The organism is Paenibacillus monticola (genome assembly GCF_009664975.1).
In the GTDB taxonomy this organism is placed as follows: domain Bacteria; phylum Bacillota; class Bacilli; order Paenibacillales; family Paenibacillaceae; genus Paenibacillus_AQ; species Paenibacillus_AQ monticola.
In genome coordinates this window covers 174,401-195,590 of sequence record NZ_WJXB01000011.1, presented here as the reverse complement: position 1 = coordinate 195,590, position 21,190 = coordinate 174,401, and the positions used below count along the sequence as shown (strand labels likewise).

Below are 21,190 nucleotides of genomic sequence, written 5' to 3'. Positions count from 1 at the left end.
AACAGCCATATGGCACATACGCAAACCGTAACGGGAAAGAAAGCTTTGCGATCTAACAAACCCACCAACCGCTTTATCCGTGATTTCAAGATCAATAAATACCTGTATCTAATGATGGTTCCTGTTATGGCGTATTATCTTATTTTCCACTATGCGCCGATGTACGGGGCACTAATTGCCTTTAAAGAATATTCACCGATGAAAGGGATATTGGGGAGCGACTGGGTCGGCTTAAAGCATTTTCATGACTTTTTCAACAGTTATTACTTTTGGCGAATTCTCAAAAATACCCTGGTGATCAGCCTTTATTCACTGATCTTTGAGTTCCCCGCACCGATTATATTGGCGCTGCTGATCAATGAGATCCGCAGCAAATCGTTCAAGCGTGTGGCGCAGACGATTACGTATATGCCCTATTTTATATCGCTGGTAGTCATTTGCGGGATCATTACCGACTTTACGAATGCGGACGGGGTGATCAACGGAATCTTTACATTCTTTGGTTATGATGGCCAAGCGATGTTGCAGAAGCCGGAATTATTCCGCCCCATTTATATATTGTCTGAAATCTGGCAAAGGATTGGCTGGGAGTCGATCATTTATATTGCCGCTTTAATGAGCATTGATGTGGAGCAATATGAGGCTGCGCGCATGGATGGGGCCAGCCGGATCAAGCAAATGTTCTATATTACGCTGCCGGGTATTCTACCAACAATGTCGATTATGCTTATTCTGCGGATGGGGAACCTCCTGAATGTCGGCTTCGAGAAGATTATTCTGCTGTACAACCCGATTACGTACGAGACTGCAGATGTGATTTCGTCCTTCGTCTATCGCAAAGGGCTGCTTGAATTCGGCTGGAGTTATAGTTCTGCTGTGGGTTTGTTTAACTCCGTAATCAATCTGGTGCTGCTGGTTACCGCTAATTATGTAAGCCGCAGAGTGAACAAAAATAGCTTGTGGTGAGGTGAAACAAATGAAGAAACAAAGCAGTATCTTCGATAAGATTTTCGATGGCGGCATCTACGTCTTTCTGATCTTTCTTATCGTCGTTACGCTGTACCCGTTATTGTATGTGCTCTTTGCATCCTTCAGCGACGCCGGACAGTTGGTTGTTCACAAAGGAGTATTGTGGAAGCCCATGGGCTTCAGCTTTGAAGCTTACAAGAGTGTCCTGGCTAACTCCGGTATTTTGACCGGTTACCGTAATACAATGTTTATCGTCGTGGCCGGCTTGGCGGTCAATCTGGTAATGACGGCACTCGGGGCTTATGTATTATCCCGCAGGAATGTGTTGTGGAATGATGTCTTTATGGTGCTTATTATCTTCACGATGTTTTTTAATGGAGGACTTATTCCGTTGTATCTGGTTGTCAAAGGAGTTGGGCTGCTGGACTCATTGTGGTCAACGATCATTCCTTTTTCAATCAGCACCTTCAATCTGATCATCATGCGTACGGCTTTCAAGGGGGTGCCGGAAAGTCTGGAGGAGTCGGCGAAGATCGACGGGGCGAATCATTTTACGATATTGTTCCGCATTATCATTCCGCTCTCCATGCCGGTGATTGCCGTGATGATTCTTTATTATGCTGTGGATAAATGGAATGGCTGGTTCTATGCATCGGTATTTATCAAGAGCAGGGAGCTTTATCCGCTACAGCTGGTGCTCCGGGAAATCCTGATTGCCAATTCGACGGACAGTATGTCGGCAGGGGCCAGCGCAGGCGACCGCCAGCAGATCGGTGAGACGATTAAATACGCGACGATAATGGTTGCTACTGTACCTATCTTATGTGTCTACCCTTTCGTTCAGCGTTTCTTTGTCAAAGGTGTTATGGTGGGTTCCTTGAAAGGGTGAAGCTATGGAAGCTTGGGAAAATAAATTGAATGTCTCTCTGCTCTGGGAGCAGATTGAACGTAAAGTGGAAGTGATGACCGCCTTGATCGGTGATAAATCTCCTCATGTTGCCAAGGCCGACGGCAAATATGATGACCAGCGGATTGATTGGTGGACATCTGGCTTCTGGCCGGGTATCCTGTGGGTGATGTATGACATGACAGGCAAAGTACAATTTAAGGAGGCGGCCTGGAACTGGGATGAACGGCTGGAGCGGCAGATGCTTGCGCCGAATGCCTTCGATCATGACGTGGGCTTTCAATTCCTGCCTACGGCGGTTATAAAATATGAACTGACACAGGATCAGGACGCTGTTCGGCGCGGCTTGTTCGCTGCGAATTTCCTGGCGGGCCGCTTTAACCTTAACGGCCAGTTCATTCGAGCCTGGAACGGCGATAAGCACGGCTGGTCCATTATCGATACGTCCATGAATCTATCCTTGCTGTTCTGGGCGTCGCGGCAATCCGGCGATCCCCGATATGCCCAGGTGGCCCAGGCGCATGCTGATACCGTACTGAAGCATTTCATTCGTGAGGATGGCTCGGTCAATCATATCGTATGTTTTGATCCGGGGTCCGGCGAATGCCTGGAGGTGCTCGGCGGCCAAGGCCAATCGCCGGAATCGGGCTGGAGCAGGGGCACGGCTTGGGCCTTATATGGCATGGCGAATACCTATCGCCATACGGGTGATAGAACTTACCTGCGTGCCGCCCAGCGTGTTGCCCATTTCTTTATGGCTAATTTGCCGGAGGATTATGTTCCCCACTGGGATTTCCGTGCGGATGCAAGTCTGGCTGGCGAGCCGCGGGATACGTCGGCAGGCGCTTGCGCCGCATCGGGATTATTGGAGCTTGCTGAGAGCCTTCCAGTTATCGAAGGACGAGTGTACCGTCAAGCGGCCGAGCGTATTGTGCAATCTCTATATGAACATTACGGAACCTGGGAGGATGAGGGGCATGAGGCTATTCTTCTTCAGGGTACAGGACATAAACCGGCCAAGGACAACGTAGATGTATCTTTAATCTACGGTGATTATTTCTTTGTGGAAGCGGTAGCGAAGCTGGCTGGCTGGAAGCATCGGATCTTTTAGTTCTTTTAGTTATAGAAATAACCTGAATGGTAGTCTACATTCGGGTTATTTTGTCTTTTTATCAATCGATTTTAACTTTTTGAGCATTCCCTCCTCTAAATTGATCGTTATAATAAGGATACGCTGCATTGAAAACATAATCAGATATGAGGGGTCCGTATTGAATTTCAATTATTTGTGGGAGAAACGAAAAAGCATTATTGTCACTTGGCTTGTATCTTACAGTGCCGTATTATTTGTTCCCATGATCGTTAGTTTACTTGTATACAACCAATCAAGCCAAGCGCTGAAGAGCGAGATTCATCGCGCCAACGACACGATGCTGAGACAGGTCCGCTATACCATAGATACGCAGATTGACTTGATGAAGCGGCTGAATATGGAGATAACCTGGAATACCAAGCTTCAGGATTTAATGTATTCCAGCAAATCAGCGGGCGATGCCCAGTTCACCGCTTATCAATTAGTAAAGGAATTGCGGATGTACCAGACCTCTTATGCATCTATTGACGAGTTCTATGTCACTTGGGATCAGGAGGCGGCTGTAATTCGTCCAGGTAATGTGCGTGATTTAGAAACCGCTTTCAATACGATTCATAATACAGGTGTTATGAGCTATGAGCAGTGGATGGATACGATTCATCATTCGGCTAATAACCGTTTCCTGCTGCTTCCTCACCTGGATTCGGCTAAGCCGCAGACTGGAATTGCCTATCTGATCCATCTGCCCAAGGATCTGAACGGGAAAGAAACGGGGACCGTGGTGGTCATCGCTGATATTGGCAGATTCCAGAAGGCTATTGAGAGCATTTCCGGCTTTAGTGGTGGACAGGTACTCATACTCAATGAAGAGAACGAGGTGCTGCTGTCCAATTTACCGGTGTCGATTAATCAGGATAATCTGCTGAAGCATTTGCCGGATGATGGCGGCAGCGATGTGATGAATATGCCAATTAGAGATGGAGATTCGGAGCTTTTTTATATTCAATCTGCCGTATCGAAATTAAAGTATGTATTGGTGATTCCAAGCAGCATCTACTGGGAGAAAGCGGAGTATGTCCGGAGATTCACGTATATCAGCCTATTTATCAGCCTGCTGGGGGCAGCTGTATTAACCTGGTTTTTTATGCGCCGTAATTATTCGCCGATTCAACAGCTCGTCCAGCTGCTGACGGATAAGAATTCCCATGAAGAGCGGACGGATTGGAACGAATTGAGCTTTATTCAAAGATCAATATCGAACACCAAAAGCGAGAAGGACAAGATCGCCCTGCAATTCCAAATCCATCAGAATGTGCTGCGTTCCAATATGCTCAATCGGCTGTTGAAGGGGAAAATGGACACGCTCATCCCCTATGAAGAAGCGTTCAAATCTTTCGATATGAAGCTGTTGTCCGATGACTTCGCTGTCATCTTATTCGTTGTGGAGAACGGGGAGAGTCTGTCCGCCAATTTACCAGGCATCGACATCAATGAGAAGCACAAGCTGATTCAATTTATTATCAGTAATGTGGTGGAAGAGCTGGCTGACCATTATCATCATGTCGGTTATGCAGCCGAAGTGGACGATATGATGGTGTGTCTGGTCAATGGAGGAGAGTCGGAATCCTCTGATCTAAAAGCAGATTTGGAGGCGATAGCCAGCGAAGCGCAGCGTTTTCTGGGCAGCTACCAAATGGACCTGACCCTATCCATCGGCGGGATACATTCTTCGCTGACAGGGATCGCCGAGGCTTACCGTGAGGCCGTGGATGCCATGGCTTATAAGATGGTGTTGGGTAAACGGGAGATTATTACCTATGATGAGATTCGCAGAGATACAACAGATAACCAGCAATTTGGGTACTATTATCCACTGCAGGTAGAGCAGCAGATCATTAATTTAATTAAGGTAGGAGACATTGAGCAGGCTTCCAAATTCATTAATGATGTGACAGACCGAAACTTTAATCAGCCGATTATATCGCTTACCCTGGCCAGATGCCTTGTTTTTAACCTGGTTGGCACCATGGTGAAGGCTATTAACGAACTGGGAGACGGCGACAGCAGCATTTTGGGAGATAATCCCTTATGGATGGATACAATCATTGCCTGCGACACCCTTCTGGAGATGAAGCATGAGCTGCAGACGCTGCTCAACAAAGTGTGCGCCTTCGCCGCCATCAAGCTGGAGAGTAATGTATCCCATGAACGAGCCGAATCACTGCGTGATTTAGTGACAAAAGTAACCACACATATCGAAGAACAGTACAGCAATTCCAATCTGAGCGTCAATCTGATCGGTGAGCATTTCGACCTGAAGGGCAGTTATTTATCGAAGCTGTTTAAGAATCAGACAGGTGAAGGGGTGCTGGATTATATCAATAAATACCGTATCGAGCAGGCCAAGCGAATGATGGGCTCCAAGCAGGACTCCATTTCCGATATTGCCAAGCTCGTAGGCTACAATGAGGCCGCAACCTTCATCCGTGTATTTAAGAAATATGAGGGGATTACTCCGGGGAAATTCAAGGAAATGAATTGATGGATTATTGAGGAAGGGAATCTGTAGATGAGAAAAAAGGAAACGTCCCGATCCGTACTAGGGTTGCTGCTCCTCGCGGTTCTATGCTCCTCCTGTACGGGTTGGAGCCACTCGAAAGAGCAAGAACCTGCCCAGAGTAAATATGTGGAGACACTGACTTATTGGGCAGAGTTGAATGGCAATGCCGGCAGCATCAAGCCAACCTTTCAAGATATTCCTTTCTTTCAGGAATGGCAGCGCCGTACAGGTGTGAAGCTTGATTTCATTCAGCCGCCAGCGAATCAGGCCAAGGATGCGATTAATGTCCTGTTGGCCTCCGGTGAGTTGCCCGATATGCTTGAATACGATTGGGCCAGCTTCCCTGGTGGCCCTGAGAAAGCAATGAGTGACGGATATATCCTGCGTTTGAATGATGCGATTGACAAGTACGCACCGAATTTGAAGAAATACTTGAGTCAACACCCGGAGATTGACAAACAGATCAAGACAGATGACGGCAGCTACTATGTATTCCCGTTCATCCAGGGAGATGAAATGCTGCTTACCTATCAAGGGCCGATTATCCGCAAGGATTGGCTGGATGAGCTGGGTCTTCAGGTGCCGGTCACGATTGAGGATTGGTACACCACCTTGAAGGCGTTCAAGGTGCAGAAAGGCGTCAAAGCACCGCTGAGCTTCCTGGGTGTACCAAACCCGTTATTCGGAATTGAGAGCGGAGCCTTTGTAGGCGCCTACGGAATCAAAAAGGATTTCTATCTAGACCAAGGCGAGGTTAAATATGGACCGATGGAAGCCGGTTACAAATCATTTCTGGCCTTATTCCGCAAGTGGTACGCCGAAGGATTAATTGATCGAAACATTGCTACAGTGGATACGAAGACACTTGATTCCAACATGCTCTCGGGCCGCAGCGGAGCCAGCATATGGAACGCCGGTGCAGGAATCGGCATGTGGCAGCCTGTGATTAAGGATAAGTGGCCGCAGGCGAAGTTCGTTCCGGCCCCTTATCCGGTATTGCATGCCGGAGAGAAACCCAAATTCGGGCAAAGAGTCCATGCGTACATGGGCAGTGGGGGAGTCGCCATTTCCAGCAAGAGCAAACATGTCGAGGAAGCGGTACGGATGCTTGATTATGGCTACAGTCCTGAGGGGCATTTACTCTTTAACTTTGGTATGGAAGGCGTAAGCTATGTGATGGAAAATGGCTACCCTAAATATACAGATCTGATTATGCATAACCCGGACAAGCTTGCACCATCCCAATCGCTGGCGATGTATACCCGTGCCAGCTATTTTGGCCCATTTGTACAGGATGTCCGTTATGTTGAACAATACTACTACCTGCCGGAGCAGAAGGAAGCGGTCAAGATCTGGTCCAATACTGATGCCAAGCTCAATATCCTGCCACAAATCTCCAAGACAGAGAAGGAAAGTACCGAGTTCTCCGCGATCATGCTGGATGTCACGACGCTAGTGGATGAGATGACGTTGAAAATTATTTTTGGCATTGAGCCGCTGGACAGCTTCGACGATTATGTAGCTCAGATCAAGTCATTGAAGATTGATCGGGCGCTTGAGATTCAGAAAGCAGCCCTCGACCGTTTCAACAAACGTTAAATCACAGTATAGATCGGTAGATCGTTGTATAGTAAGCGCTTTATTACATCTTTTATAATGATAGCAGACGTCAAGATGTAATAAAGAGGAGGCAAACGGATGATAAATGGCAGCGAAACTGCCGTACAGGTCAATGTGGAATCGGGGACCCTTATTCGCGTGAAGAATGACCTGGTGGCGCTTGAAATTGATCTCGAAAAGGGTGAAACCGCCTGCATCAGCGGCAATTCTTCCGAGGTGAGAGGCATACTTAGTGCTTATCGCTGGAACGGCCGTGAAGTTCATACCGGAAGCTACGAGCGTCATTATTTGCAGGAACAGCCTGCTATTATTCAGGACGGGTTCGGAACAGGTATCCATCTGATTGTTCTGCATGAGTCGTCCGGTCTTCCGCAGCTGGAGCAGCATTTGTATATGTATGAGCTGTTGCCGTTTCTGTTGATGAGAAGCGTAATTGTAAGTGATATGGAAATCAAGGCGAACCGCATGGCCGTTATTAAGTCCCAATCAGTGTCATTAGGCGGGGCTTCCGGACCGGATGGGTTTAGTGTACTTCGTGTACCTTTTGACAATGACAAATGGGTGCGGTATACCGTGGAGAATCCGCCGCTGGAGACGGAGAGTTACGAGGTGACGGCATTGTTCCAGCCGCATAGCCGCCAAGGGATTATCCTCGGCTCGATCACTCATGACGTTTGGAAGACCGGAATAAGGGTCAAAGGCGAGCATGAAGGGAAGATTGATGAGCTGGAGTTATATGGGGGAGCGACAAGTGAGATGACCCGCGATTCCCAGCCGCACGGCTATATTAAGGGCAAACGAATTGAATCACCGCTTGTTTTCCTGGGCTTCTATGAGGATTACAGAGAGGGTCTTGAAGCTTACGGCTGGGCCAACACCAAGATGGAGGCTCCACTAAAATGGGAAGGCGGCGTCCCGCTCGGCTGGAACAGCTGGTCTGCTGCGATGAGCACGCTGGATTATGAACTGTATACCTCGACCAGCGATTTTCTAAGGAATGAAGTGCAACCGTCCGGATTTCAGAATGAGGACACCTTATATATCAATTTCGACGCTTTCTGGAACAAATTGACACCAGATGAAATGAAGGATGCCCTGAACAGGGTCCGGCAGAATGGGCACAAGCCCGGAACCTATTGGACCCCTTTTGCTTTTTGGGGAAGCCCGGACCAGTTTGGCAGCGCCGTTGAAGGGACTAATGGAAAATACACATATGGCGACATCCTGCTGAGGGATAGTGAAGGAGAGATCCTCCCGGACATTGCCGGCGGACTTGCGATTGACCCCACCCATCCGGGAACACTGGAGAGGATCGATTGGTTTACGGATCAATGCATCGCGGAAGGCTTCGAATATATCAAGCTGGATTTTATGGCGCATGGGTCGCTGGAAGGTCAGCATCATCATCCAGATCTCACTACGGGAATTGGCGCCTATCATTATGGCCTGTCCTATTTGGCCGACAGACTGTCACCGGAAAAGATTGGCAGACCCTTCTTTATCAATTTGTCCATCGCTCCACTTTTCCCCTATTCGTTCGCACACAGCCGCCGTATCTCTTGCGATGTCTTCGGCAAGATAGAGGATACGGAATATTTGCTGAATTCGCTGACGCACGGATGGTGGATGAACGATACCTTGTACCGCTTCAACGATCCGGACCATACGGTGTTGTACAAAAGCTTCAACCAGGAGCCGACGACCCGGCATGAAGGAAGAAGCCGCTTGACCGCTTCTGTGATTTCCGGCACAGTGCTGCTGCTGGGGGATGATTTCAGACATGCAGAAGCGGCCGCACGGGCCAAGGAATGGCTGCAAAACCGGGAGGTCATGGACCTTGCCCGTCTGGGGAAAAGCTTTGTACCCGTTGAAGGGAACTTGGGCAAGCAGGCCTCCGATGTTTTTGTGCTTCATTCCGGGCCGGAGGCTGCCGTCTATCTAGCTGTATTCAATTTCACTTCCGCACCCGCGCATAAATCCGTTTCTTTGGAACGTGCAGGACTGGACGCAGAGGTGTCATACAGCTTAACGGAACTGTGGGAGGGCACACGTGGGGAAGCAGCCGGGGAGCTCACAGTAGAGCTTGAGCCTGCGGAGTCTAAGATCTTTAAGTTAATCCGTAAGGAAACATAGAATGAACAAAAGAAATTAAGAAACGGGGAGAAGGAACGAAGGGGAATTTTGGAACTGTAGGAGCGTAAGCGACCGCCTTTGTCTCCGGATTTCATCCGCTAAAGCGGAATAAATCAAGAAATTTGGAGACAACAGCGGCCGGAAGTCCAAACATTCACTGTAGTGACGAGCGATACCGTATATGAAAATCTTAAGTTCATTCTATATAACAGTAACTAACAGGGGAGTGAAGCTCTTGAATATCCAGCGAATCAGAAAAAAACACCTTGCTGCGTTCATGTCCGTTCTGCTCGTTATCTTATTGTCAGGTACTTCCTGGGCTGCAGCCGATGAACAAACATCCATGGAAGGTCTGGCTGCTCCAAGTTCAGTTGCGTATGAAGCTGAAGCAACTATCAATACGTTGACGGGGAATGCCAGTGTTGTAGATAGCCTGACCTGCTCCGGCGGCAAAAAAGTAGGCAATATCTACGGCGGATCCACGCTGCTATTTAATGGAGTCCAAGCCGAAACAGCCGGCATCTATACACTGTCTGTGTATTACATCTCGGGTGATCCCCGCTCGACATCTATTTCTGTGAATGATGCGGAGCAAGAAAACTTCAGCTTCCCGAAAACAGCAGACTGGAACACGGTGGGACAATCTGACCTCCAGATCTATTTGCAGCAGGGGAGCAATACGATTCTCTTCAGTGATGTTGACGGTTATTCACCTGACTTCGACAAAATTGAACTGAGCTTTGTTTCGCCTGGCGACGGTGGATCGGGAGGTGACGGCAATATTGGGGACATCGGCAAACCTGTCCATGTCACCAAATATGGCGCGGTCACCTTAACGGAATACACCAAAGGCATCAAGGTGTCCAATCCTTCGTATGAACTGGTGTATAACACGCAGACTGGCTTATCCCAGTATAATTGGGGCGGCAAAACGGTAGCCACAGGGATTTACAGCACTATCCAGCTGGATCGGACGGTGGCAAGCAAGGATTACAAACGCCATTCTTTTAGCCAAAAGGAAGTGGCAGCGTTTCATGACGCGACAGGAAAAGGGATTCGCGTCACCGTTCACAACGAGGAAAAGGGACTGCCAACGCTTGATCAAATCTACTATCTATACAATGACGGCCCCTATTTTCTGACGGAAACGGTAGCAACGGATAAGTCAGTGATCTCCACCCATGAGATAACACCGATTGCTCTCGATGCCAAAGGAGCGGTGGATATAGGCAAGTACGGCGACAACCGGGTGGTGGTCACCCCGTTTGACAATGACGCTTGGTCCAGGTACCAATCCAAAACGATCAATACCGCTCTGAATAACGATAACTATGTGAGTTCGGAGCTGACGGCTATTTTCGATAATACAAGCCGGAACGGCCTGGTGCTCGGCTCGGTGACACATGACACTTGGAAGACGGGGATTTACTGGAGCGGTTCGGACAACAAACTGAACAAGCTGCGCGTATTCGGTGGATTTACTTCGCCAACCTCGACACATGACACTATCGGGCATGGGCTAGTTTCGGGCAAAGAGATTGCTTCTCCCAAAATCTTTGTCGGGTTCTATAAGGACTACCGGGATGGCCTTGAAGGCTACGGAAAAGTTAATGCGGCGATTCAGCCGCCACTTGGTTTTGGCAAAGATATTCCCAAGGGAGTTCCCGTAGGCTGGAATAGTTGGGGAGCCTATGAGAGCACTATTAGCTTCGATAAGGCAGTAGCTGCATCCAATTATTTTAAGGAGAAGCTGCAAAACCAGTCGTTCAATAACAACGGAGACCTATACATCAATTTGGATTCCTATTGGGACAACATGACGGATCAGCAACTGTCTGATCTCGTGGACTTAATTCACAGCAATGGGCAAAAAGCAGGTATTTATTATTCTCCATTTGTCTACTGGGGAGATAATCTTAGTCAGCCGGTAGAAGGAACCGATGGGAAGTACACGTACGGAGATCTTGTTCTCCGGGACGGAAACGGGAACATTTTGCCTAAGCTGGATGGGGCGTATGCGGTTGATCCCACACATCCGGGCGTGAAAGAGCGCATGTCCTATTATATGGACCGTTTTAAGAATGAGGGCTTTGAATATATCAAAGTAGATTTTCTCAGCCATGGCGCTTTGGAGGGCAAACATTTTGATTCCAAGGTCCAAACGGGTATTCAGGCGTACAATCAGGGAATGGCCTATCTGGACAAGGCACTGGGAGGTTCCATGTTTATCAGTGCTTCTATCGCTCCGCTGTTTCCGAGCCAATATGCACATAGTCGGCGGATTTCCTGTGATGTGGATGGCAGCATTAGCAGCACGGAATACCAGCTCAATAATCTTACTTATGGCTGGTGGCAGAACGGTACGATCTATCATTATACAGATCCGGATTATATGAAGCTTGTGAAAGGGGGCTCGTTGGAAGGGGCACAATCACGGGTCAATGCGGCGGCTATTTCGGGAACGGTGTATTTGAACTCAGATGATGTGAACAACGAAACGGCCCAGAAGTATATGGAAGCTCTGCTGACAAATCCACGAATAAATGAACTGGCTGTCAAAGGCAAGGCCTTTAGACCGGTAGAGGGCAATACAGGAACAACAGCGGCGGATACCTTCGTGTTATCTGATAAAGGAACGTATTATTTAGCTGTCTTTAACTACTCCAATGCTCCTGCTGAGCGGAGTTTGGACCTGATCCGTGCGGGAATAGGAAGTGGGACGGGGACCTCTTATACAGTTACTGATATGTGGACTAATGAAGCGAAGGTGACGGATGTTGTTTTTGAGGTCACTTTACAAGCAACGGAATCCAAGCTTTTCAAGATTGAGCCACGAACTGGGAATTAAACCTGTAGTACAGTTGCAAAACGCGCTTCCGGCTTAGATAGCGGATAGCGCGTTTTGTTTGCTTTTTCCTCTAATTTTATTTCATTCTAATCCTGCTCTGCGGGTTCAGGCGATATTGGCTCGGATTAATTCCGTAGCAGGCGCTGAAGTGTCTGGAAAAGGGATGAATCGAAGGATAACCCAATCTTTCGGCGATGGAGGTAATACTCAGTTCCGTCTCCAGCAGGAGATTGGCGGCCCGCCGCATGACTAAATTGTGATGATAAGCCCTGGGAGTAACCCCCGTTTCGCGCAGAAAAAGCTCATGGAAATACGTCCGCTTAAGCCCGCAGAATTGTGACCATGTCTCAATGGATTCGCCACGCTCGGGGTGGGCATGCAAATACTCCAGCAGGCGGACAATGCGGTAGTCACTTGGCTGCTGCAGGTAAAGGGCGTTATACCAAGTCAGTATCCAGGCATAGAGAAAGCTGTTGGCTGCTTCATGGCGATAGAACTGTGCATCATGATAGGCCTTGGCCATCATTACAAATCCATCATATAGCTGAGGATGGGCGGCTAGCGGGAAGACGCTGGGAAGCTGGTTTAATTCATTACACAGCGGTTCAGCGGCTGTTGTGTCAAAAACAAATGGTTCAGGCGCATAGATAAACGAGCGGTTACTGGAAACCGGGAGCTGATTCTCCCACAAATCGCAGTAGACATTATAGGAGGCTAGTGGATGAGCAGGCGAGATGTGAAAGGCATGAGACTGGCCTGGGCGCAGGAAAATAAGCGTTCTCCGTTCAATCGGATAATAGCGGCCGTCTATTTCCATCTCTCCGGGCCCGTCCATAAACAGATGAAACGCATATACATTACCTATGCGCAGCTGTTCGTTGGTGCTGCCATCGTATAAGTATGTCATGATGTCCCCGACAAATGGAGTCAGTTCGGACAGCTTCTTCATGCGGGTACCTTCTCTCTTTCATTGTTGGAAAAGACCGTACAAATCGTCAAATCAATGAATGGGTCAACAAAGACAACTTCTTATCCTAATGATACGATTAATCCAATGAATCCGAAACATTTATTATCGGTTTGGCGGATTAATTAACAACCTATATATCTGGATTATCACCAACAGTAGACAGGAGGAAGTTGCATGAATGATTTTAAACTTTGGTATTCCCGTCCTGCGCTAAGCTGGTCACAAGGGCTGCCTATAGGCAACGGAAGAATAGGTGCTGTTGTGATGGCTGCTCCGCAGCGCGAGGTGTGGAGCATGAACGAGGTAACTTATTGGTCGGGGCAAGTGGAGTCTGTCCCCGGTCATGCTGAAGGCAAGGCCAGACTCGCTGACATGCGGCAGCATTTTTTTGGCGGCGATTATACCGCTGGTGATCGGCTGGCCAAGCAGTATCTGCAGCCACAGAAACAAAACTTCGGAACCCATCTCGGGTTGTGCGAGGTCATTGTCAATTTTACCGGACAAGGTGAGCAGCCGTTAAAAGGGGAAAGCTTCAAGCGGGAGTTGGATTTGAACGATGCTCTCCTGCAAACTACTTATCTGGCTGACAGTCATTGGCTGAAAAGGGAAATGTTCGCTTCCCATGCTGATGATGTAGTGTCATCAAGGGTATGGAGCGGGACGCCGGGAGGCGTTTCATTCACCCTTGAACTTCAAGGGCACAGGGAATCCTTCGTATCCGCGAGGGTGGACGAAGCCACGCTGGAATTCCGCGGGCAAGCGACGGAGGATGTACACAGCAATGGAACTTGTGGGGTGTGGAGCCAAGGAAGGGTCAAGATCGTTGCAGCGGGCGGCTCGATCCGTTGTGAAGCGGGACAATTGGTTGTCAGCGGCGCAGACGAGGCCTGGATTTACTTTTCGGTCAGCACCGATTACCGCAGCAAGTCCAAAGATTGGGCGGTGGAGAGCGAACGTAGGCTGGAGCTAGCTCTAGCTAAAGGCTACGTGGCGCTAAGAGCAGATCATCTGGAGGATTATCACCGGCATTACGATAAAGTGAATATCAATCTAGGCCGTTCCGCACAAGCAGCGCTGCCTACGGACGAACGTATTCGTCTGCTGGGCCAAGGTCAGAATGATGATCCGCAATTGTTCGCTCTGTTCCTACAGTATGGGCGCTATTTGATGATCGCCGGATCGCGGGAGGATTCACCGCTGCCGCTGAATTTGCAAGGGATTTGGAACGACGGCGAAGCCTGCCGGATGGGCTGGAGCTGTGACTACCATTTGGATATCAATACGCAAATGAATTATTACCCGGCGGAGATTACGAACCTGGGGGAAAGTCATCTTCCATTAATGCGTTATATTGAAGGTTTGTCCCGGGCGGGCAAGACGACCGCACAGGACTTCTATGGCTGTGAAGGCTGGGTCGCACATGTATTCTCCAATGTATGGGGCTTCACGGTTCCAGGTTGGGATACGTCATGGGGGCTTAATGTAACAGGAGGATTGTGGCTTGCCACGCATATGATCGAGCATTACAGTTACAGCCAGGATCGTGTCTTTTTGGAACAGCAGGCGTATCCTGTGCTTAGAGAAGCTGCGGCTTTCTTCCTGGACTATATGACGGTACATCCGCAGTACGGCTGGCTGGTTACAGGGCCATCGAATTCACCGGAGAATCATTTTTTTCCAGACGGACGAAACAATAGCGCGCAACAGTTGTCCATGGGAACCACTCTGGATCAGGTGCTGGTAAGGGAGCTCTTCGAGTTCTGTCTGAAGGCAGCGGTGCTATTAGACAAGGATACCCCGCTGCAGCATCAGCTGAAGGAAGCCATCGCGCAGCTGCCACCGCTGCAGATTGGCAAGCAAGGACAACTGCAGGAATGGCTTGAGGATTATGAAGAGGCGCAGCCTGAGCACCGTCATTTGTCCCATATGTTCGCGCTGTATCCAGGTAGCCAAGTGACGCCGGACAGAACGCCGGAATTAAGTGCCGCCGCCAGAGTGACCTTGGAAAATCGTATGGTTCAGGATGAGCTGGAGGACGTTGAGTTTACCGCCGCGCTCTTTGGGCTGGATTTTGCCCGGTTGCATGATGGGGAGAAGGCTTATCATCATATTGCTCATTTGATCAGCGGATTGTGCTTTGATAATTTGTTAACCTACTCCAAGTCAGGCATTGCCGGAGCGGAGACCAACATCTTCGTGATCGACGGAAACTTCGGCGGTACCGCTGCTATTGCCGAAATGCTGCTGCAGAGTCATGAGGGTGAAATTCATCTGTTGCCAGCGCTTCCCAAAGCGTGGCCGACTGGATCGGTAGCGGGACTTCGGACAAAAGGCAATGCGGAAGTAGATCTGGAATGGGAGAACGGCCAATTAATCACAGCGACGATTCGCGCCTTCTCTTCTGGTTCCGTGACTATCCATTACGGGAACCATAAGATGTCGCTTGTTATGGAAGCGGGTGGAATCTACCACATCAACAGACAATTGCAGGTGCGTGAAGCATTCAGCACAGGCGTAAGTTTCCGGTAAAATGAAAATCACAAAGAAACCTCTCTTTAGCTAATGGAAGTACCACACTACCATTAATCCTAAGGAAAGGTTTCTTTTCTGCACCTCTATTAACTCTTAATCGCGCCCATCATGATGCCCTTCACAAAATACTTCTGTACGAAAGGATAGACAAGAATAATCGGCAGAGTTGCCACCATGGTTACGGCCATACGGATGCTTTCGCTGGATACTGGAACTTGCTTGGAGCTGTTGGCTAATTGCTGGGCGTCGGACATCATACTGTCGGTCTGGAATTGATTTAATATTTTCACCAGGACAGCTTGCAGCGTCTTTAAACTCGGTTTGTACGTGTACACATAGGAATCATACCAGGCGTTCCATTGGCCAATAGCTAGAAACAAGCCTATCGTCGCCAGCACAGGAACACAAAGCGGAATGATAATCCGAAAGAAAATTTGCAAATCGTTAGCGCCGTCTATTCTGGAGGATTCTTCGATTTCTCCCGGGATCTGTTCCATAAAGGTTCGGACTAGAATCATCAGGAACACACCGATGAGGCCGGGGAAAATGTAGACCCAAAAGGAATCGATCAGCCCCACGGATTTGATCACCATATAGCTTGGAATCAGCCCACCGCCAAAATACATGGTAAAGACGAAGAAAAAGGAGAAGTATTTCCAACCGAGCAAATGACGTTTGCTGAGTGGATAGGCCAGTAGGGAGATGAAAAACAGGGAGAATGAGGTCCCGATCACGGTTCGTAGCACGGTCACTCTGATGGCACTCCAGATTTCCGGATTTTTGAAGATCGTAATATAGCTTTCAAAGGTCAGCGATCTGGGCCAAAAGTAGAGATTCCCACGCAGAGTGTCCGTTGCATTGTTTAAAGAAATAACTAGGATATTCCAAAATGGATAAAACGTAACCAGAAAGATACCGGTTAGAAAAAGGTATAACACGGCATCAAATAAATGCTCGGCACTGAGTTTTTTGCTTGTCATATTGTGTCCCTCCGGGGCTTTAGAATAAAGAATGTCCGTTCAGTTTTTTGGCGAAGGAGTTTACGATAACTACGATGATGAAGGCTACAACCGAACTGAACATACCGACGGCGGAAGCATAAGAGAACATGCCATTCTGAATGCCGTAACGGAAGGAATAGGTGGACAGCACATCTGAATATTCCCGGGTAAGATCATTGCCAAGCAGGAAATGCTGGTCAAATCCGGCATTAAGAATACCACCAAGCGCCAGAATCAGCAGGATCACAATGGTTGGTTTTAGATGAGGCATCGTAATATAGCGGATTTGTTTAAAACGGTTGGCACCGTCAACCTTGGCCGCTTCGTACAGCTCCTGATTGATGGAGGAGATCGCCGCTAGATACATAATGGAGCTGTAACCCATATCCTTCCAGGTATTACCGAAGGCTACGATCCACCAGAAGTATTTTCCATGTTGGAGGAATAGAACACTCTCATTGGTAAGATGTAGAAGCTTTAGAACCCCATTAATGGCCCCATCCGAGGACAGCAGGGTTACAATAATGTTGGCCGCAATTACCCAGGAGATAAAGTAGGGCAGGTAGGATGCAGTTTGCACTGTTTTCTTGAACTTGACACTTTTGACCTCGTTGACAGCCAGGGCGATCAGGATAGGCATTGGGAAGGAGAAGAACAGTGTAATGAGCGTAGAAGCAAGCGTATTGCGCATAATGATCAGAAAATCGCCGTTATCAAAGAAATACCGGAACCATTTCAAGCCTACAAATTCACTGTTGAATAAGGTATGCCAGAACCCGCCCAGTGTCGGCTGATAATTAACGAAGGACATGTACAATCCGACCATAGGTGTATAAGCGAACACGACGGCCCATAGTAACGCAGGCAGCATCATCAGGAACAAGTATTTTTGCTGCTTAACAATCGCCCACAGCTTTTTTTTCGGAATAATCAGTTCTCTTCTCTCCGGCAATACGGTAATGGTTTTCATAGTAGGGCACCTCGCATCTCAAGTTAACTAAAATTATAGGGCCCGCAAAAACGAGGGTCGATAAGACAATGTAACGAACGATGCTTGAAAATAACTTTCATTTGGCTAGAGGATAGTTAGTATTTTAGATAAAGAATATAATAGAACAAGCAACGAATAAGGAGGGGACTTGATGTATAGTATTTTTCTGGTGGATGATGAAGAGCTGGAACTGGAGATGATGAGAGATTATATCCATTGGGAAGAGATGGGCATCTATGTCGCCGGAACGTCTACGAATGGCAGAGATGCCTTGGAGAAAATAGAAGTGATTCAGCCCGATATTGTACTAACTGACGTGCAGATGCCGATGATGAATGGAATCGATTTGGCTCAAAAAATACGTGAGCGTTTCGATTGGATTCAGTTGATCTTCCTGACCGGGCATGATGAATTCAATTACGTGAAATCCGCCCTGAATGTAGGAGCTGTCGGGTATTTGTTGAAACCGCTTGATTTGAGCGAAATTGAAAGCGTTATCGAAAAGGTAAAACTCAGATGCGAAGAGGTGCAGATGAAGAACCGCTCTATTCAAATGACCAAATCTAATATTCTGAAAGAATTGATTTACGAAAAAGATGAAGAGCGTATCGCCGTCTTGACCAGCAGTTTTTGCAAGTTGGCACGCTGCCCGGGATCAAGCCATTATGCACTTGCGTTGTTCAGTATTGATCATAAGGATCTTATGGATAAGATCCTGGAGGATTGTATGACTCAGCTGTCGTCCTTTCTCGACCGGTTTTTTCTGGGGAAGAAACTGGAGGCGACTTTCGTTACGTATAAAGAAGGGGAGCTCGGGGTGTTTATGGATGCCACTCAGCAGCCGGGCCACTATGCCTGGGAAGACATGGCGCAAGCCATGCGTGATTCGCTGGATTTTACTGTGACGGTTGCCATTGGCGGACAGGCTGGAAAGTTGTCTAAGGTACAAGCCTTGTACGAACAGACCAAACATATTTTGAATGAGTACTTCTATATGGGAACGGGCAGGGTCATCTATGCGGAAGACGTCCGGGGGCAGTTTTACAGTGAACAGACCCCTCCCTTCGAGAAGAAGGAATGGTTTGAAGCCATTAACCAACTGGACTTTGAACAGACGGCCCGGCTGCTCCACGAATATTGTGCCAAGCTGATCACGCTCCGCATCAACAAAAAGCAGATTTGCGACTGGGCCATTGACTTGATCGGCGAATTGCTGGAACAGCTGCATGAACCGGTTCCCGACAGCTCGAAGCGGGCAGAACTCTACCATTCGATTTATAATTCTCTGACTGTACAAGAGATTGAAGCCTACATTCTGGGTGCGGCAGCCGAGGCGATAAGCCTGCTAAGTGAACGTTTTATGGACAAGAACTCCAAGCTGGCCCATCGGGTTCGCACGATTATTGATCAAACCTTTCATCAACCCATCACCATCAACAGCTTGTCTGACCAGGTATATCTGTCTCCCAATTATTTGCGTTCTATTTTCAAAGACAAGACGGGGATGACAATCCATGATTACCTAACGAAAATTCGGCTGGACAAGTCGAAGGAATTGCTTGGGGACGGATCACTTAAAGTGCAGGATATCGCCCAGAGAGTCGGCTATGAGAGCACATCTTATTTTATTTCCCTATTCCTGAAGAACCAAGGAGTTACCCCTAATGAGTACCGAAAAAATATTTGAGCGTTCAGGGGTTTGGACCCGACTCTATCACAAGCTGCCTTTTGTCCCGAAGGGAGCCCTTACAAACCTGCGGCTGCGGCATAAATTCTTTTTCATTTTTTTGATAGTTATTATTATTCCGTTCTCCATGTTGATTTACTATTCCTATTCTTCTACCCGAACCACGATTACCGAGCAGACCTATACCAGCTTAGAGGGTACGCTTGCCCAGATTAATACCAATGTGGAAAACCGTTTGGACTATTACAATCAGCTGTCGAACATTCTGTATATGGATGCCCAGCTGCGCAACTATTTGTCCAATGATTATGAACAGGCCTTTTATTATTTGGATGCTTTTGAATATATAAACCGTACTTTGCAAGCTATGATGATCCTCAATTCCAAGATTCAGGGCATTACGATTTATTCGAATAATCAAACCCTGTACACCGATGGAGAGTTCGTGAAGGCTATGGGGGATTTACCGGATTCCATTAAAAGTAAAACGTTGCAAGCTGCGGGCAATACGGTGTATACCCATACGGATGACTACGCGGCAGCCAAGGATTCGCATATCACGATTTCTCGCTCTTTGAGTTATTTCAGCCTACAGCAGCCTTATGGCATCTTAACTTTGGACATTAACGATAGTGAACTATATTCTATGATCCAAATGGAAAATAACAATAAAAGTGTGTATATCATCGATTCTGAGGGTAGGGTCATCAGCTCGGGTGATGAACACTTAAATTCAAAACAACTGTTTGACGTGTTTCCGATTAAAGCTCGAATGGATGCGAATTCAGGCAAGTTCGATGCTCAGATTGGCGGACAGGAACGATTTTTTACGTACAAGAAGCTTAGCAACGGATGGTCAATCGTGATCACGGTCCCATACAACGAGCTGCTCTCCAATACCAACAAAGCGACCAAACAGATCATCTGGGTATCCGGGATTGCCATTGCTGTGGCCATTCTGCTGCTCTATGTGACAACCAAAATATTGACGAAACGGATCGAGCTGCTGCTCCAGCAAATCCGTAGAATGGAGCGGGGAGAATTCTCACCGTCCATCACGTTTATGGGACACGATGAAATCGGACAGCTGTCCTTTGCTTTTAATAAAATGGCGGCCAAAATTCAGTCCTTGATCCATGACGTCTACGTCAAGGGAATCGCGATGAAGGAGTCGGAGCTAAACACACTCCAGGCGCAGATCAATCCTCATTTTTTGTATAATACATTGTCTTCGATCTCTTCACTGGCATTGAAGGAAAGCGCGATGCAGGTCTATCAGATGGTCAACTATTTAGCGAAGTATTACAGGGTATCCTTGAACAAGGGCAAGCGGGTGATCCTGATTGAACAGGAAATCAACTTGGTGAAGAACTATATTGCGATCCAGGAAATACGGTTTCGGAACAAGCTGCGGATGCATTATGACCTCGATCAGGAGCTGTTCGGAAGGACAACAATCAAACTGATTCTCCAGCCCTTTATAGAGAACTGCATCAATCATGCCATTTGGGACGAATCGGGGATCAATATCATCGTCAAGCTGCAGCAGGTCGGTGATGATATTTTGCTGCAGGTCATTGACGATGGGATCGGTATGACCCCCCTGCAATTGGCGCAAGCGCTCAACAAAACCGACAATCTGTCCGGTTACGGCATACACAATGTAGATGAGCGGATCAGGCTGACTTATGGTGAGCGATATGGGATAGAAATGTTCAGCAGACCTGGCATCGGCACATCCGTGTCGATTCGGATACCGCTTCAAGCCTCGTATAGCGATGAATGAAAGACGTTTTCCTTTATGAATAGTAAGATTGCGATATGGATAATTAAACCCCGGCTTTCTACAATTAGACATGTGCTCACAACATAAGAGAAG

General features: G+C 47.8%; 13 protein-coding genes. 10 read left to right on the top strand and 3 right to left on the bottom strand.

All coding sequences use genetic code 11. From position 1 onward, the window contains the following. The first annotated feature begins 9 nt into the window (after positions 1 to 9). From GJB61_RS23670 to GJB61_RS23640, 7 genes are all read left to right on the top strand, one after another. On the top strand, positions 10 to 966 hold the full coding sequence (locus GJB61_RS23670; RefSeq protein WP_154121491.1) for an ABC transporter permease: 957 nt from the start codon (positions 10 to 12) through the stop codon (positions 964 to 966). A gap of 10 nt (positions 967 to 976) precedes the next feature. Beyond that, positions 977 to 1,858 carry a carbohydrate ABC transporter permease gene (locus tag GJB61_RS23665; RefSeq protein ID WP_154121490.1) on the top strand — a complete coding sequence of 294 codons (882 nt, stop codon included), beginning with the start codon at positions 977 to 979 and terminating at the stop codon, positions 1,856 to 1,858. Positions 1,859 to 1,862: 4 nt separating this feature from the next. Further along, positions 1,863 to 2,987, top strand: a complete 1,125-nt coding sequence (locus GJB61_RS23660; protein ID WP_154121489.1) for a glycoside hydrolase family 88 protein — start codon at positions 1,863 to 1,865, stop codon at positions 2,985 to 2,987. A 160-nt stretch (positions 2,988 to 3,147) separates the two neighbouring features. Beyond that, on the top strand, positions 3,148 to 5,511 hold the full coding sequence (locus tag GJB61_RS23655) for a helix-turn-helix domain-containing protein (RefSeq protein ID WP_229522402.1): 2,364 nt from the start codon (positions 3,148 to 3,150) through the stop codon (positions 5,509 to 5,511). Between the two features lie 27 nt (positions 5,512 to 5,538). Then, positions 5,539 to 7,128 carry an extracellular solute-binding protein gene (locus tag GJB61_RS23650; RefSeq protein ID WP_154121488.1) on the top strand — a complete coding sequence of 530 codons (1,590 nt, stop codon included), beginning with the start codon at positions 5,539 to 5,541 and terminating at the stop codon, positions 7,126 to 7,128. A gap of 99 nt (positions 7,129 to 7,227) precedes the next feature. Continuing rightward, positions 7,228 to 9,282, top strand: a complete 2,055-nt coding sequence (locus GJB61_RS23645) for an alpha-galactosidase (RefSeq protein ID WP_154121487.1) — start codon at positions 7,228 to 7,230, stop codon at positions 9,280 to 9,282. 226 nt (positions 9,283 to 9,508) lie between these two features. Continuing rightward, positions 9,509 to 12,130, top strand: coding sequence for a carbohydrate-binding protein (locus GJB61_RS23640; RefSeq protein WP_420819766.1), 2,622 nt, complete (start codon positions 9,509 to 9,511; stop codon positions 12,128 to 12,130). A 76-nt stretch (positions 12,131 to 12,206) separates the two neighbouring features. On the opposite strand, the gene GJB61_RS23635 is transcribed toward GJB61_RS23640, so the two are convergent. Then, on the bottom strand, positions 12,207 to 13,079 hold the full coding sequence (locus GJB61_RS23635) for a helix-turn-helix domain-containing protein (protein ID WP_154121485.1): 873 nt from the start codon (positions 13,077 to 13,079) through the stop codon (positions 12,207 to 12,209). A 195-nt stretch (positions 13,080 to 13,274) separates the two neighbouring features. On the opposite strand from GJB61_RS23635, the gene GJB61_RS23630 reads away from it, so the two are divergent. Then, complete coding sequence (locus GJB61_RS23630; protein ID WP_154121484.1) at positions 13,275 to 15,629, top strand: glycoside hydrolase family 95 protein; 2,355 nt, start codon at positions 13,275 to 13,277, stop codon at positions 15,627 to 15,629. 89 nt (positions 15,630 to 15,718) lie between these two features. Here GJB61_RS23630 and GJB61_RS23625 read toward each other — a convergent pair whose 3' ends face one another. Next, a complete protein-coding gene (locus GJB61_RS23625; protein WP_154121483.1) occupies positions 15,719 to 16,612 on the bottom strand; it encodes a carbohydrate ABC transporter permease in 894 nt (297 codons plus the stop codon). Positions 16,613 to 16,631: 19 nt separating this feature from the next. Then, positions 16,632 to 17,603: an ABC transporter permease gene (locus GJB61_RS23620; RefSeq protein WP_154121482.1), complete on the bottom strand. Its 972-nt coding sequence runs from the start codon at positions 17,601 to 17,603 to the stop codon at positions 16,632 to 16,634. A 172-nt stretch (positions 17,604 to 17,775) separates the two neighbouring features. Here GJB61_RS23620 and GJB61_RS23615 point away from each other — a divergent pair, with 172 nt between their 5' ends. Together GJB61_RS23615 and GJB61_RS23610 are read left to right on the top strand one after the other, a co-directional pair. Then, positions 17,776 to 19,311, top strand: a complete 1,536-nt coding sequence (locus tag GJB61_RS23615; protein WP_154121481.1) for a response regulator — start codon at positions 17,776 to 17,778, stop codon at positions 19,309 to 19,311. Further along, entirely contained in the window at positions 19,289 to 21,097 is a 1,809-nt protein-coding gene (locus tag GJB61_RS23610) for a cache domain-containing sensor histidine kinase (RefSeq protein ID WP_154121480.1), read from the top strand. Before GJB61_RS23615 ends, GJB61_RS23610 begins: the two co-directional genes overlap by 23 nt. Positions 21,098 to 21,190 lie beyond the last annotated feature (93 nt).

Bases quoted from the DNA above. Each gene is read 5' to 3' on its own strand.
- GJB61_RS23620 (WP_154121482.1), bottom strand. From the start codon at position 17,603: ATGAAAACCATTACCGTATTGCCGGAGAGAAGAGAACTGATTATTCCG.
- GJB61_RS23670 (WP_154121491.1), top strand. From the start codon at position 10: ATGGCACATACGCAAACCGTAACGGGAAAGAAAGCTTTGCGATCTAAC.
- GJB61_RS23660 (WP_154121489.1), top strand. From the start codon at position 1,863: ATGGAAGCTTGGGAAAATAAATTGAATGTCTCTCTGCTCTGGGAGCAG.
- GJB61_RS23635 (WP_154121485.1), bottom strand. From the start codon at position 13,079: ATGAAGAAGCTGTCCGAACTGACTCCATTTGTCGGGGACATCATGACA.
- GJB61_RS23615 (WP_154121481.1), top strand. From the start codon at position 17,776: ATGTATAGTATTTTTCTGGTGGATGATGAAGAGCTGGAACTGGAGATG.
- GJB61_RS23665 (WP_154121490.1), top strand. From the start codon at position 977: ATGAAGAAACAAAGCAGTATCTTCGATAAGATTTTCGATGGCGGCATC.
- GJB61_RS23610 (WP_154121480.1), top strand. From the start codon at position 19,289: ATGAGTACCGAAAAAATATTTGAGCGTTCAGGGGTTTGGACCCGACTC.
- GJB61_RS23645 (WP_154121487.1), top strand. From the start codon at position 7,228: ATGATAAATGGCAGCGAAACTGCCGTACAGGTCAATGTGGAATCGGGG.
- GJB61_RS23630 (WP_154121484.1), top strand. From the start codon at position 13,275: ATGAATGATTTTAAACTTTGGTATTCCCGTCCTGCGCTAAGCTGGTCA.
- GJB61_RS23625 (WP_154121483.1), bottom strand. From the start codon at position 16,612: ATGACAAGCAAAAAACTCAGTGCCGAGCATTTATTTGATGCCGTGTTA.
- GJB61_RS23650 (WP_154121488.1), top strand. From the start codon at position 5,539: ATGAGAAAAAAGGAAACGTCCCGATCCGTACTAGGGTTGCTGCTCCTC.